Raw genomic sequence first — 13,991 nt, 5'->3', positions numbered from 1 at the left:
ACTAAAGGGAGGTAGGCTCCTTGATAGACGTTAATGAATTTGAATATATGAAAATTGGTTTAGCTTCTCCAGACAAGATTCGCTCTTGGTCTTATGGTGAAGTCAAAAAACCTGAAACAATCAACTACCGTACACTAAAACCAGAAAAAGATGGTTTATTCTGTGAACGTATTTTCGGTCCAACAAAAGACTGGGAATGTCACTGTGGTAAATACAAACGCGTACGCTATAAAGGTGTAGTTTGTGACCGTTGTGGCGTTGAAGTAACACGCGCGAAAGTTCGTCGTGAACGTATGGGTCACATCGAATTAGCAGCACCAGTTTCTCATATCTGGTACTTCAAAGGTATTCCTAGCCGTATGGGTCTTATCCTAGATATGTCTCCACGTGCTTTAGAAGAAGTTATTTACTTTGCTTCTTATGTTGTTATCGAACCAGGTGCAACGAATTTAGAAAGCAAACAACTTCTTTCAGAAAAAGAATACCGCGCATACCGTGAAAAGTTCGGTACTGGCTTTGAAGCAGCTATGGGTGCAGAAGCGATTAAAAAGCTTCTTAGCAAAATTGATCTTGAAGATGAAACACACTCTTTAAAAGAAGAGTTAAAAACTGCACAAGGTCAACGTCGTACTCGTGCGATTAAACGTCTTGAAGTTGTAGAATCATTCCGTAACTCAGGCAATATGCCAGAGTGGATGATTTTAGATGTATTACCGGTAATTCCACCAGAGCTTCGTCCAATGGTGCAATTAGATGGTGGTCGTTTTGCAACATCTGACTTAAACGATCTATACCGTCGTGTTATTAACCGTAACAACCGTTTAAAACGTTTATTAGACCTTGGGGCTCCAAGCATCATCGTACAAAACGAAAAACGTATGTTACAAGAAGCTGTAGATGCTTTAATCGATAATGGTCGTCGTGGTCGTCCAGTAACTGGTCCTGGTAACCGTCCTTTAAAATCACTTTCACATATGCTGAAAGGTAAACAAGGTCGATTCCGTCAAAACTTGCTTGGTAAACGTGTTGACTACTCTGGTCGTTCGGTTATCGTAGTAGGTCCAAACTTAAAAATGTATCAATGTGGTCTGCCGAAAGAAATGGCTATCGAACTATTTAAACCTTTCGTTATGAAAGAGTTAGTAGAACGTGGTCTTGCACATAACATTAAATCGGCTAAACGTAAAATTGAGCGTTTAAACAACGATGTATGGGACGTTTTAGAAGACGTTATCCGTGAGCATCCGGTATTACTTAACCGTGCACCGACGCTTCACCGTCTTGGTATCCAAGCATTCGAACCAACATTAGTTGAAGGTCGTGCAATTCGTCTCCACCCATTAGTGTGTACAGCTTATAACGCTGACTTCGATGGTGACCAAATGGCGGTTCACGTACCACTATCAGCAGAAGCGCAAGCTGAAGCACGATTACTAATGCTTGCTGCACAAAACATCCTGAACCCGAAAGATGGTAAACCGGTAGTAACACCATCTCAAGATATGGTATTAGGTAACTATTACCTAACACTTGAGCGTGAAGGTGTTCGCGGTGAAGGTACAATCTTCTACGGTCCAAATGAAGTGTTAATCGCTTACCAAACAGGTCATGTTCACCTGCATACACGTATTGCGATTAAAGCAGGTTCGTTACAAAACGAAACATTTACTGAAGAACAAAATAACAAATTCTTATTAACAACTGTTGGTAAAGTAATCTTTAACGAAATCTTGCCAGAATCATTCCCGTACATTAACGAGCCGACTGATTTCAATTTAGAGCAAGAAACACCAGCGAAATACTTTGTTAATTTAACAATTGATGAAGAAACATTAAAAGAACTTGAAGCTGATGCAGCTTACAATGACCTTGATGAGAAAGAAAAAGTAGAGGCACAACGTTCAGCTGTCCTTCGCAAATACTTTGCATCAGCGCCAGTTGTAAACCCATTCCGCAAAAAGTTCTTAGGGAACATCATTGCTGAAGTATTCAAACGTTTCCATATTACTGAAACGTCTAAAATGCTTGACCGCATGAAAAACCTAGGTTTTAAATATTCAACTAAAGCTGGTATCACTGTTGGTGTATCTGACATCGTGGTATTACCGGATAAAGGTGAAATCTTAGAAATAGCACAAGACAAAGTAGATAAAGTTCAAGCGCAATTCCGTCGTGGTTTCATCACAGAAGAAGAGCGTTATGATCGTGTTATCTCAAGTTGGAGTGTTGCAAAAGATGAGATCCAAGCAAAACTGATGAAATCTCTTGAGAAAACCAACCCAATCTTCATGATGAGTGATTCTGGTGCCCGTGGTAACGCGTCCAACTTTACTCAGCTTGCGGGTATGCGTGGTCTGATGGCCAACCCGGCTGGTCGTATCATTGAACTTCCTATCAAATCTTCATTCCGTGAAGGTTTAACAGTATTGGAATACTTCATCTCTACCCATGGTGCTCGTAAAGGTCTTGCCGATACAGCTCTTAAAACTGCCGATTCAGGTTACTTAACACGTCGTCTTGTTGACGTAGCACAAGATGTTATCGTACGTGAAGATGATTGTGGAACAGACCGCGGTTTAACAATTGGTGCGTTATTGGAAGGTTCTGAAGTAATTGAACAGTTAGACGAACGTATCATTGGTCGTCATACGAAGAAGACAATTTACCATCCAGAAACAGGCAAAGTAATTTTGGCGAAAGATGGATTAATCGACCAAGATATCGCTCGTACGATTATAGAGTTAGGCTTTGAAGAAGTAACAATCCGTTCGGCATTTACATGTAATACAAAACATGGCGTATGTAAAAAATGTTACGGCATGAACTTAGCAACAGGTGAAGAGGTTGAAGTTGGAGAAGCAGTAGGTATTATTGCGGCTCAATCAATCGGTGAACCAGGTACACAATTAACAATGCGTACATTCCATACAGGTGGGGTTGCTGGGGATGATATTACACAAGGTCTTCCACGTATCCAAGAGATCTTTGAAGCACGTAATCCTAAAGGTCAATCAGTTATTTCTGATATCGCAGGTACTGTTTCAGACATCACTGAAATCCGTGAAGGACTAAAAGAAATTACAATTGAAGGTGAAGTAGAAACGCGTAAATACCCAGCACCTTACAACGCTCGTCTGAAAGTACAAGAAGGCGACTTTGTAGAGCGTGGTCAAGTATTAACAGAAGGTTCTATTGATCCAAAACAATTATTAAAAGTAAAAGACGTTTCAACAGTTCAAGAGTACCTGTTAAAAGAAGTACAAAAAGTATACCGTATGCAAGGGGTAGAAATTGGAGATAAACATATCGAGGTAATGGTCCGCCAAATGCTCCGTAAAGTACGTGTAATTGAAGCTGGGGATACAGAATTATTACCAGGTTCATTACTAGATATCCACCAATTCTCAGAAGCAAATGCAGATGCCGTATTAAATGGCAAAAACCCTGCAACTTGCCGTCCTGTTATTCTTGGTATTACAAAAGCTTCTCTTGAAACAGAATCATTCTTATCAGCTGCATCATTCCAAGAAACAACTCGTGTGTTAACGGATGCTGCTATTAAAGGTAAACGTGATGAACTTCTTGGTCTGAAGGAAAACGTAATTATCGGTAAACTTGTTCCAGCAGGTACTGGTATGCAACGTTATCGTCAAATCCGTATTGAAAAAGATGAGCTTGATTTAGAAGAAACAGTTTCTGCTGAATAGTCATCAAAATAAGTGCCAAAGGGTCGATTACCGAATCGTCCCTTTGGACTTTTTTAAGATATTGGTTGACAGTCGAATTCTATAATGATAATATATTGAAGGTTGATAGTTAACTGTCTATCCTTTGGAGGATATATATATATGTCCTATGAAGAAGAAAAATAGGCTGGTCAAGCAATCAAAAGGTACAAAGCAAGCAGTAAAAGCAATGCGAGCTGGTTCAGTGAAAGAGCTTTTTATGGCACTTAATGCAGACAATTGGGTAATTGATTTGGCCATTACTTTCGCGAGAGAAATCGATATACCAGTTATTCTTGTTAAGTTATCAAAAAGAGTTTGGCAATGCCTGTGGGATCCACGTTGGCACTGCAGTCGTTGCAATTGCTGTACAGTAGTTTTTGTGTATAAAACACAAAGACTTTGTTTTTACCCAAAAAATGAACCACCTGGATGTGTGGTATTAACAAGGAATAAATGAAGGGAGGAAATACCGATGCCTACAATTAACCAATTAGTACGTAAGCCTCGTCAATCTAAAATCACGAAATCAAAATCACCAGCGTTAAACAAAGGATATAACTCATTTAAAAAATCTTTAACTGATGTTAAATCTCCACAAAAACGTGGTGTTTGTACTCGTGTAGGTACAATGACACCTCGTAAACCAAACTCAGCGTTACGTAAATACGCTCGTGTACGTTTAACTAACCAAATCGAGGTTACAGCTTATATCCCAGGTGAAGGCCACAACTTACAAGAGCACAGCGTTGTTCTTATCCGTGGCGGACGCGTAAAAGACTTAGCGGGTGTTCGTTACCATATCGTACGTGGAGCTCTTGATACAGCTGGTGTAAACGGTCGTTTACAATCACGTTCTAAATACGGAACAAAACGCCCTAAAGAAAAAAAATAATTTAACATTATATAGCATTGCTTAATAATGAGCCTTAGGTAGTTGTTGAGAATTTCAAATCTAGCTAGCAGATTTGAAATTTGTGCGACAAATACAACAAGGTAATTTAAACAAAATAAATCGATAACTATTCGAAAGGAGGAAAACACATGCCTCGTAAAGGTCCTGTTTCCAAACGTGACGTGTTACCAGATCCAATTTATAATTCAAAACTAGTAACTCGTTTAATTAATAAAATGATGGTTGATGGTAAAAGAGGTACTTCTCAAAAGATTTTATACGGTGCGTTCGAAATCGTTAAAGAACGTTCAGGTGAAAATCCAATTGAAGTATTCGAAGCTGCTCTAAACAACGTAATGCCAGTTCTTGAAGTACGCGCGCGCCGTGTTGGTGGTTCTAACTACCAAGTACCGGTTGAAGTACGTCCAGAACGTCGTACAACTTTAGGTCTTCGTTACCTAGTTAACTATTCTCGTCTTCGTGGTGAAAAAACTATGGAAGAGCGTTTAGCTAACGAAATCTTAGATGCTTCAAACAACACTGGTGCATCAGTTAAGAAACGTGAAGATATGCACAAAATGGCAGAAGCGAACAAAGCATTCGCTCACTACCGCTGGTAATTTAACCTATGTGTTAGCTAATTGGCTAACACAAGGTTTTTTATACAGTCTTTACCCCAATATGGAAGGAGAAATTTCCTATGAAACGCGAATTCTCACTTGAGAATACTCGTAATATTGGGATCATGGCTCACATTGATGCTGGTAAAACAACAACAACTGAGCGTATCCTTTATTACACTGGTAAGATTCATAAAATCGGTGAAACACATGATGGCGGTTCTCAAATGGACTGGATGGAGCAAGAGCAAGAGCGTGGTATCACGATCACTTCTGCTGCAACAACAGCTCAATGGAACGGTCACCGTATCAACATTATCGATACTCCTGGACACGTAGACTTCACTGTAGAAGTAGAACGTTCTTTACGTGTTCTTGATGGTGCTGTAACAGTATTAGATGCTCAATCAGGTGTTGAGCCTCAAACTGAAACAGTATGGCGTCAAGCTACTACATACGGGGTTCCTCGTATTGTATTCATCAACAAAATGGACAAAATGGGTGCAGACTTCTTATATTCTGTAGGAACTTTACACGATCGTTTACAAGCGAACGCTCACCCAATCCAATTACCAATCGGTGCTGAAGACGAGTTCTCAGCTATCATTGACTTAATCGAAATGAACGCTACGTTCTACGGTAACGAAGATGGTACTGCAGTAACAGTTGGTGAGATTCCAGAATCTCATAAAGCACAAGCTGAAGAGTACCGTGAGAAATTAATCGACGCTGTTGCAAGTGTTGATGAAGATCTTATGGAGAAATACTTAGAAGGCGAAGAAATTACTAAAGAAGAATTAAAAGCGGCTATCCGTAAAGCTACTATCGCGGTAGAATTCTACCCAGTACTTTGTGGTACAGCATTCAAACACAAAGGTGTTCGTAAAATGCTAGACGCAGCTGTTGATTACTTACCAGCTCCAACTGATGTTCCTGACATTAAAGGTACAGACGTTGATGGCGAAGAAGAAATCATCCGTCACTCTTCTGATGACGAGCCATTCTCAGCTCTTGCATTCAAAGTAATGACTGACCCGTTCGTAGGTAAATTAACATTCTTCCGTGTGTATTCAGGTACATTAGAATCTGGTTCATACGTACAAAACTCTTCTAAAGGTAAACGTGAGCGCGTAGGTCGTATCCTACAAATGCACGCTAACTCTCGTGAAGAGATTTCTAAAGTATTCGCTGGGGATATCGCAGCAGCAGTAGGTCTTAAAGATACTACTACTGGTGACACTTTATGTGACGAGAAAAACCTTGTTATCTTAGAGTCAATGGAATTCCCTGAGCCAGTAATTTCTCTTTCTGTAGAACCAAAATCTAAAGCTGACCAAGATAAAATGGGTCAAGCATTAGCTAAACTACAAGAAGAAGATCCAACTTTCCGTGCGCACACTGACACAGAAACTGGACAAACAATCATCTCTGGTATGGGTGAGTTACACTTAGACATCCTAGTTGACCGTATGAAACGTGAATTTAAAGTAGAAGCTAACGTAGGTGCTCCAATGGTATCTTACCGTGAGACATTCCGTGGCTCTGCAAAAGTTCAAGGTAAATTCACACGTCAATCTGGTGGTCGCGGTCAATACGGTGACGTAACGATCGAGTTCTCTCCAAACGAAGAGGGTAAAGGCTTTGAATTCGAAAACGCTATCGTTGGTGGTGTAGTACCTCGTGAATACATTCCTGCAGTAGAAGCTGGTCTTCGTGACTCTCTTGACCGCGGTGTAGTTGCTGGATACCCATTAATCGACATTAAAGCGAAATTAGTATTCGGTTCTTACCATGACGTTGACTCGAATGAGATGGCGTTTAAAATTGCTGCATCTATGGCTCTTAAAGAAGCTGCGAAGCAATGTAACGCAGTTATCTTAGAACCAATGATGAAAGTTGAAGTTGTAATTCCAGAAGAGTACCTTGGTGATATTATGGGTAACATTACTGCTCGTCGCGGTCGCGTAGAGGGTATGGATGCTCGTGGTAACTCACAAGTAGTACGCGCAATGGTTCCACTATCTGAAATGTTCGGATATGCTACAACTTTACGTTCAGGAACTCAAGGTCGCGGTGTATTCTCAATGACATTTGATCATTATGAAGAAGTACCAAAATCTATTGCTGAAGATATCATCAAAAAAAATAAAGGTGAATAATTGAATTTTCATCTTGCATAAAGTATAACTAATTTTGTAAGCTATGATTGAAGATGGTGGATGGGCCCGTTTGCCATTAGCAATCATGCTATAAAATTTTAAAAAATATAATCATACAATTTTGAGGAGGCTATCTCTAATGGCTAAAGAAAAATTCGACCGTTCAAAAACGCATGCTAACATTGGTACAATCGGACACGTTGACCATGGTAAAACAACTTTAACTGCTGCTATCGCAACAGTTCTTTCTAAAAAAATGGGTGGGGAAGCTAAGTCATACGCTGATATCGACAACGCTCCAGAAGAAAAAGAGCGTGGTATCACAATCAATACTTCTCACGTAGAGTATGAAACTGATACTCGTCACTATGCACACGTTGACTGCCCAGGACACGCTGACTATGTTAAAAACATGATCACTGGTGCTGCACAAATGGACGGCGGTATCTTAGTAGTATCTGCTGCTGATGGCCCAATGCCACAAACTCGTGAACACATCCTTTTATCTCGTCAAGTAGGTGTTCCTTACTTAGTAGTATTCATGAACAAATGTGATATGGTTGACGACGAAGAATTATTAGAATTAGTAGAAATGGAAATCCGTGACCTACTTTCTGAATATGACTTCCCAGGCGACGATCTTCCAGTAATCAAAGGTTCTGCTCTTAAAGCTCTTGAAGGCGAACCAGAATGGGAAGAAAAAATCGTTGAATTAATGGACGCTGTAGATTCTTACATCCCAACTCCAGAACGTCAAACTGACAAACCATTCATGATGCCAGTAGAGGACGTATTCTCTATCACTGGTCGTGGTACAGTTGCAACTGGCCGTGTTGAACGTGGTCAAGTTAAAGTCGGCGATGTAATCGAAATCGTTGGTATTACTGAAGAAGCTAAATCTACAACTGTAACTGGTGTAGAAATGTTCCGTAAATTATTAGACTATGCTGAAGCTGGTGACAACATCGGTGCACTTCTTCGTGGTGTAGCTCGTGAAGAAATCCAACGTGGACAAGTATTAGCTAAACCAGGCTCAATCACTCCACACACAAACTTCAAAGCTGAAGTTTACGTTTTATCAAAAGAAGAGGGTGGCCGTCATACTCCATTCTTCTCTAACTACCGTCCTCAGTTCTACTTCCGTACAACTGACGTAACAGGTATCTGTAATTTACCAGAAGGCGTTGAAATGGTAATGCCTGGTGATAACATCGAAATGACAGTAGAACTTATCGCTCCAATCGCTCTTGAAGAAGGTACTAAATTCTCTATCCGTGAGGGTGGCCGTACTGTAGGCGCTGGCGTAGTTGCTTCTATCCAAAAATAATTTTAGCTAACGCTAATTTTCTTAAACCAACTTGTAGGGACGCTTACAAGTTGGTTTTTTTGCGTATCGTTTATTATGTGCAAGTGCAGCTCCTTACTGATTGAAGGTTTACTTTATGTTGAAATAATTGGAAATGGGGTGATAGATATGGAAATGAAAGTATTATTGATAGAAGATGATCCTTCAATTTTCGATATGATTAAGGAACGTTTTAGTCAATGGTCATTAGAAACTGTAGGGCCGCAAAATTTCCAAAAGGTGATGGATGATTTTATAAAAGCAAAACCACAGTTAGTACTGATTGATATTCAGTTACCAGCGTATGATGGCTTTCACTGGTGTCGTGAAATTCGCCGCGTGTCCAAAGTGCCAATTCTATTTCTATCTTCCCGTGATCACCCAATGGATATGGTTATGGCGATGCAAATGGGTGCAGATGATTTTGTGCAAAAGCCATTTCATATGGAAGTACTATTGGCGAAAATTCAGGCTATTTTACGCCGTACATATGATTATGTAGAAGAGTCATTTGAGGTAACTCGCTTTAATGGTGCGGTCATTGACTATGCTCGGAGCGAAATTACGTTTAATGGACAGCTAGCTTCATTAACTAAAAATGAGTTATTTATTCTCCGTGTATTAGTTGATAAAGTAGATCATATTGTCTCAAGGGACGACCTGATGCGTAAGCTATGGGACGATGAGCGTTTTGTGAATGATAATACGTTATCTGTAAATGTTAATCGCTTGCGCTTGAAACTGGAGGCAATTGGACTTCTTGATGTTATTGTCACGAAAAAGGGACTTGGTTATATAGCAGTGACGCAAGGAGCGTGAATGAACTTGGTTGCATTGTTTTTTAGAGAACGTTTTTCATGGATTGCTTTCTATCTTGTTATGCTACTGGTACTCAATGTTTTGCTTAGATTGGATATGGGGTTAGCCGGTATTTCAATTGCCTATGTAAACATTGTGCTGTGTTTCAGCTTTATCATGTTTTTACTATGGCGTTATATCGTGGAGGTATCACAAGCAAAGAATTTCCTGGGAAATCTAGATTTACAATTAGACGAACTGCATAGTAAAAGATTAGCGCTATCTCCATTTCAGCGAGCCTATTTTACCAAAATAGAAGATGTATTTCGTGAAAAGGATGCTACATTGAATTACATAAAAGTTGAGTTGCAAGAAGAGACAGATGATTTACTAGCGTGGGTTCATGAGGTAAAGGCTCCATTAACCTCAATGAATTTAATGGTATCGCAAGTAGAAGATATGATTATACGAAGAAAACTAGAGCATGAGTGATTAAGGTTACATTTGCTTGTAGATCAGTTTTTGCAGTGAAATCTAGGTGGTTCTTATTTGGCTCCGAGCTAACAGCGCCACTATGGATAGCAATGAGCTGCTATGTTGCACTATATGCTATTTTTGCAGTGCTATCCGTTGGTTACTATAAAAAGGTTGTACGGGAATCGTTGTGATCTATATTAAGCAAGCAAAAATTCAGTATGTCGCTTATAATGTGACATGCTGTTTTTTGCTGAAAAAGATAAGAATCTCTTGACTTTCATTTGTCAGAATATTAAACTTTACTATATTAACAATCTAGTGTGTGAAAGTGAAGTGTAGGTATGAATGCGGTAATTGTGGCAGTAGCAGTTATGTTAATATTAAGCTTACTACGTATAAATGTTGTGCTTTCCCTTGTTTTAGGTGCCTTTGCAGGTGGCTTAACAAGCGGTATGGGGATGACAGCGACAGTCGAGTCGTTTACAGAAGGTTTAGGGGCAGGGGCAACCATAGCGCTTAGTTATGGATTACTAGGTGGTTTTGCAATTGCTATTTCAAAAACAGGTATTCCGGAGCTATTGATTGCGGGGATATTAAAAGTTTTAAATAAAAATGGAGAAAGTAATCGTAAAGGGTTAGTGAAGGTGTTAATCTTTTTATTAATCTTTATGATGTCGATTTTCTCACAGAACTTGATTCCGATTCATATTGCCTTTATTCCATTATTAATTCCGCCGATTTTAAAAATCTTAAATATATTAGAAGTTGACCGTAGATTTATCGCAGTATTAATTGCAGTTGGTTTAATCGGTACGTATAGTTTTGTGCCTGCTGGTTTCGGAGCGATTTTCCAAGATATCGTATCTTCACAAGTAACGAATGCTGGAATGGAAGCATCGTCTAGCGATGTACCGATAGCTATGGCTATTCCTATAGCTGGGATGCTAGTAGGTTTAGGCTTTGCATATTTCTTTTATCGTAAACCACGTAAATATCAAAATGTTGATATAGAAGTGGAGGAATTGCAGGTATCGGTTAGTAAACGTGTAATCATCTCTACAATTGTTGCATTAATCATTTCACTCTATACACAAATAGCAACGGGTTCGATGATTGTCGGAGCATTTTCAGGAATAATGATTATGTACTTTACTGGGGCACTTAAATGGAAAGAAGCTGATGAAATTCTTTCTGAAGGTATGAAGATGATGGCATTCATCGGCTTCGTTATGATTGCGGCAAACGGTTTTGCTTCTGTTATAAATGCAACTGGTCATGTCGATAGCTTAATTACGAGTGCAGTAGATCTCCTTGAAGGCAATACAAGTATAGCTGTATTTATTATGTTAATGATCGGCTTGGTCGTGACAATGGGGATTGGATCTTCCTTTGCGACGGTCCCGATAATCGCAACGTTATTCGTGCCTCTTGCACAAGGTCTAGGAATGAGTCCACTTGCGATTATTTGTTTAATTGGGACAGCGGGCGCGTTAGGGGACGCTGGATCACCAGCCTCAGACTCAACATTAGGACCAACAGCGGGGTTAAATGTTGATGGGCAGCATAATCACATTTGGGATACATGTGTGCCGACATTTACATTCATCAACATTCCACTTGTCATTTTTGGATGGATTGCATGTGTCTTTTTCTTATAAATTTGCGAAAAGCAGTCTCCTGAAGTGGGGCTGCTTTTTAAAATGCTAAGCTCGTATCAGTGTAATAGAAGATACTAATCATATGAGTTGCAAAATAAAGAGAAATTATATATACTAGTAATCGGCTTAAATAAGCGATAAATACTAGTAGTAAAGAATATCTACAACATCAAAAAGAATTTAGCGAAAAGACTTGCTTATTCTTTTTTTATTGTATATAATGTTGAATGTTGGTCTTTGACTGCGATGAAGCGAGAGGTTGCCGACACACCCGGCCGCTTTGCCATGGCGGTGTGTGGGAAAAATTTTCGTGGAGAATGTCTAGAAAATAGGCGAGAAGGAGGGAAAATAATGGCAAAACAAAAGATTCGTATCCGTTTAAAAGCTTATGATCACCGTATTTTAGATCAGTCTGCTGAGAAAATTGTGGAAACTGCAAAACGTTCAGGTGCAAGTGTATCAGGTCCGATTCCACTTCCAACTGAGAAGTCTGTGTATACAATTCTTCGTGCTGTTCACAAGTACAAAGATTCTCGTGAACAATTCGAAATGCGTACGCATAAGCGTCTGATCGATATCGTTAACCCAACACCACAAACTGTTGATGCGTTAATGAAACTTGATTTACCATCTGGCGTTGATATTGAAATCAAACTTTAATGGTAAAAATAATATAACTTTTTTAAAATTTACAGGAGGTGTGACAAATGGCTAAAGGAATCTTAGGTAGAAAAATTGGTATGACTCAAGTTTTCGCTGAAAACGGTGATTTAATCCCGGTAACAGTTATCGAAGCTACTCCAAACGTAGTTCTTCAAAAGAAAACTGTTGATACAGATGGCTACGAAGCGATCCAAGTTGGTTTTGAAGATAAGCGCGTTAAGCTTTCTAACAAACCAGAGCAAGGTCACGTAGCAAAAGCGAATACTGCTCCTAAGCGCTTCGTTCGTGAATTCCGCAACGTTAACGTTGAAGAATACGAAGTTGGTCAAGAAGTCAAAGTAGAAATTTTCGCAGAAGGCGATGTAATTGATGTAACAGGTGTTACTAAGGGTAAAGGTTTCCAAGGTGTTATTAAACGTCATGGTCAATCTCGTGGTCCTATGTCCCACGGTTCTCGTTACCACCGTCGTCCTGGTTCAATGGGTCCAGTTGCTCCGAACCGCGTATTCAAACAAAAGAAATTACCTGGTCAAATGGGTGGCACAGTAGTTACAATCCAAAACTTAGAAATCGTGAAAGTTGACGTTGAACGTAACTTACTACTTGTTAAAGGTAATGTTCCTGGTTCTAAAAAAGCTCTAGTTACAGTTAAATCTGCAATTAAAGCTAACTAATCACTTCGAGAAAGGAGGAAACAGGAATGACAAAAGTATCTGTACTTAGTCAAACAGGTGCTTCAGTTGGTGAAATCGAGTTAAACGAAGCGATCTTCGGAATCGAGCCAAATGAAGCAGTATTATTCGACGCAGTAATCGCACAACGTGCATCTCTACGTCAAGGTAATCACAAGGTTAAAAACCGTTCTGAAGTTGCTGGTGGTGGTCGTAAACCATGGCGTCAAAAAGGAACTGGTCGTGCTCGTCAAGGCTCTATCCGTTCTCCACAATGGCGCGGCGGTGGTATCGTATTCGGTCCTACTCCACGTAGCTACAGCTACAAATTGCCTAAAAAAGTTCGTCGCTTAGCTCTTAAATCAGCTTTATCAGCTAAAGTTGTTGAACAAAACTTCTTAGTTCTTGATGCTCTTACATTAGCAGCACCAAAAACAAAAGAATTCACAAAAATCCTTAAAGATCTTTCTTTAGAGAAAAAATCTTTATTCGTAACTGCTGACCTAGATGAAAACGTAGCATTATCTGCTCGTAACATCCCTGGTGTAACAGTTTTAACTGCTAACGGAATCAACGTTCTTGATCTTTTAGGTCACGAAAAAGTTGTATTCACAAAAGCTGCAGTAGAAAAAGTTGAGGAGGTGCTTGGATAATGGAAGCACGTGATATTTTAAAACGTCCGGTCATTACTGAGCGTTCTTCAGAACTTATGGCAGAGAAAAAGTATACTTTCGAAGTAGACACTCGCGCTAACAAAACTCAAGTAAAAGACGCTGTAGAAGAAATCTTTGGTGTAGAAGTTGAGAAAGTAAACGTTCTTAACTACAAAGGTAAATTCAAACGCGTTGGCCGTTATGGTGGTTACACTAACAAACGCCGTAAAGCGATTGTTAAATTAACTGCAGACAGCAAAGACATCGAATTATTCGAAATGTAATCCTTACTAAAAGGATTTAATAATTTGAACACTCAAGAAGGAG

General features: G+C 39.5%; 14 protein-coding genes. All 14 read left to right on the top strand.

All coding sequences use genetic code 11. The annotated features are described in order from the left end of the window. Nucleotides 1-20 precede the first annotated feature (20 nt). The 14 genes from rpoC (at nt 21) to rplW (ending at nt 13,948) form a co-directional block, all read left to right on the top strand. Nucleotides 21-3,707: a DNA-directed RNA polymerase subunit beta' gene (gene rpoC / locus ACIQZG_RS17260; protein ID WP_402756709.1), complete on the top strand. Its 3,687-nt coding sequence runs from the start codon at nt 21-23 to the stop codon at nt 3,705-3,707. A 148-nt stretch (nt 3,708-3,855) separates the two neighbouring features. Continuing rightward, nucleotides 3,856-4,185, top strand: coding sequence for a ribosomal L7Ae/L30e/S12e/Gadd45 family protein (locus ACIQZG_RS17255; RefSeq protein WP_402756708.1), 330 nt, complete (start codon nt 3,856-3,858; stop codon nt 4,183-4,185). Nucleotides 4,186-4,200: 15 nt separating this feature from the next. Then, entirely contained in the window at nt 4,201-4,620 is a 420-nt protein-coding gene (rpsL, locus tag ACIQZG_RS17250; RefSeq protein WP_010860613.1) for a 30S ribosomal protein S12, read from the top strand. 149 nt (nt 4,621-4,769) lie between these two features. Beyond that, nucleotides 4,770-5,240 carry a 30S ribosomal protein S7 gene (gene rpsG / locus ACIQZG_RS17245; protein WP_402756707.1) on the top strand — a complete coding sequence of 157 codons (471 nt, stop codon included), beginning with the start codon at nt 4,770-4,772 and terminating at the stop codon, nt 5,238-5,240. An 80-nt stretch (nt 5,241-5,320) separates the two neighbouring features. Then, nucleotides 5,321-7,399, top strand: coding sequence for an elongation factor G (gene fusA / locus ACIQZG_RS17240; protein ID WP_402756706.1), 2,079 nt, complete (start codon nt 5,321-5,323; stop codon nt 7,397-7,399). 139 nt (nt 7,400-7,538) lie between these two features. Further along, nucleotides 7,539-8,726 carry an elongation factor Tu gene (gene tuf / locus ACIQZG_RS17235; protein ID WP_402756705.1) on the top strand — a complete coding sequence of 396 codons (1,188 nt, stop codon included), beginning with the start codon at nt 7,539-7,541 and terminating at the stop codon, nt 8,724-8,726. A gap of 147 nt (nt 8,727-8,873) precedes the next feature. Beyond that, nucleotides 8,874-9,563, top strand: a complete 690-nt coding sequence (locus ACIQZG_RS17230) for a response regulator (RefSeq protein WP_483869791.1) — start codon at nt 8,874-8,876, stop codon at nt 9,561-9,563. 6 nt (nt 9,564-9,569) lie between these two features. Then, on the top strand, nt 9,570-10,034 hold the full coding sequence (locus ACIQZG_RS17225) for a hypothetical protein (RefSeq protein ID WP_402756704.1): 465 nt from the start codon (nt 9,570-9,572) through the stop codon (nt 10,032-10,034). After that, complete coding sequence (locus ACIQZG_RS17220) at nt 10,031-10,210, top strand: hypothetical protein (protein ID WP_402756742.1); 180 nt, start codon at nt 10,031-10,033, stop codon at nt 10,208-10,210. Before ACIQZG_RS17225 ends, ACIQZG_RS17220 begins: the two co-directional genes overlap by 4 nt. A 150-nt stretch (nt 10,211-10,360) precedes the next feature. Then, a complete protein-coding gene (locus ACIQZG_RS17215) occupies nt 10,361-11,677 on the top strand; it encodes a Na+/H+ antiporter family protein (protein WP_402756703.1) in 1,317 nt (438 codons plus the stop codon). Nucleotides 11,678-12,028: 351 nt separating this feature from the next. Then, complete coding sequence (gene rpsJ, locus ACIQZG_RS17210; protein ID WP_004233624.1) at nt 12,029-12,337, top strand: 30S ribosomal protein S10; 309 nt, start codon at nt 12,029-12,031, stop codon at nt 12,335-12,337. A 47-nt stretch (nt 12,338-12,384) separates the two neighbouring features. After that, complete coding sequence (gene rplC / locus ACIQZG_RS17205; RefSeq protein ID WP_402756702.1) at nt 12,385-13,014, top strand: 50S ribosomal protein L3; 630 nt, start codon at nt 12,385-12,387, stop codon at nt 13,012-13,014. Between the two features lie 26 nt (nt 13,015-13,040). Continuing rightward, nucleotides 13,041-13,664, top strand: a complete 624-nt coding sequence (gene rplD / locus ACIQZG_RS17200) for a 50S ribosomal protein L4 (protein WP_402756701.1) — start codon at nt 13,041-13,043, stop codon at nt 13,662-13,664. Then, nucleotides 13,664-13,948, top strand: coding sequence for a 50S ribosomal protein L23 (rplW, locus tag ACIQZG_RS17195; protein ID WP_054767903.1), 285 nt, complete (start codon nt 13,664-13,666; stop codon nt 13,946-13,948). The genes rplD and rplW overlap by 1 nt, the downstream gene beginning before the upstream one ends. The last annotated feature ends 43 nt before the right edge of the window (nt 13,949-13,991 follow it).

The organism is Lysinibacillus sp. NPDC096418 (assembly GCF_044762775.1).
Taxonomy (GTDB): domain Bacteria; phylum Bacillota; class Bacilli; order Bacillales_A; family Planococcaceae; genus Lysinibacillus.
Note: the sequence above shows the minus strand (reverse complement) of the source record. Positions and strands in the feature narration are given on the sequence as shown.

Excerpts from the sequence above, each read along its gene's own strand:
- ACIQZG_RS17255 (WP_402756708.1), top strand. The coding sequence starts at position 3,856 with ATGAAGAAGAAAAATAGGCTGGTCAAGCAATCAAAAGGTACAAAGCAA.
- rpsL (WP_010860613.1), top strand. The coding sequence starts at position 4,201 with ATGCCTACAATTAACCAATTAGTACGTAAGCCTCGTCAATCTAAAATC.
- rpsG (WP_402756707.1), top strand. The coding sequence starts at position 4,770 with ATGCCTCGTAAAGGTCCTGTTTCCAAACGTGACGTGTTACCAGATCCA.
- fusA (WP_402756706.1), top strand. The coding sequence starts at position 5,321 with ATGAAACGCGAATTCTCACTTGAGAATACTCGTAATATTGGGATCATG.
- tuf (WP_402756705.1), top strand. The coding sequence starts at position 7,539 with ATGGCTAAAGAAAAATTCGACCGTTCAAAAACGCATGCTAACATTGGT.
- ACIQZG_RS17230 (WP_483869791.1), top strand. The coding sequence starts at position 8,874 with ATGGAAATGAAAGTATTATTGATAGAAGATGATCCTTCAATTTTCGAT.
- ACIQZG_RS17215 (WP_402756703.1), top strand. The coding sequence starts at position 10,361 with ATGAATGCGGTAATTGTGGCAGTAGCAGTTATGTTAATATTAAGCTTA.
- rpsJ (WP_004233624.1), top strand. The coding sequence starts at position 12,029 with ATGGCAAAACAAAAGATTCGTATCCGTTTAAAAGCTTATGATCACCGT.
- rplC (WP_402756702.1), top strand. The coding sequence starts at position 12,385 with ATGGCTAAAGGAATCTTAGGTAGAAAAATTGGTATGACTCAAGTTTTC.
- rplD (WP_402756701.1), top strand. The coding sequence starts at position 13,041 with ATGACAAAAGTATCTGTACTTAGTCAAACAGGTGCTTCAGTTGGTGAA.
- rplW (WP_054767903.1), top strand. The coding sequence starts at position 13,664 with ATGGAAGCACGTGATATTTTAAAACGTCCGGTCATTACTGAGCGTTCT.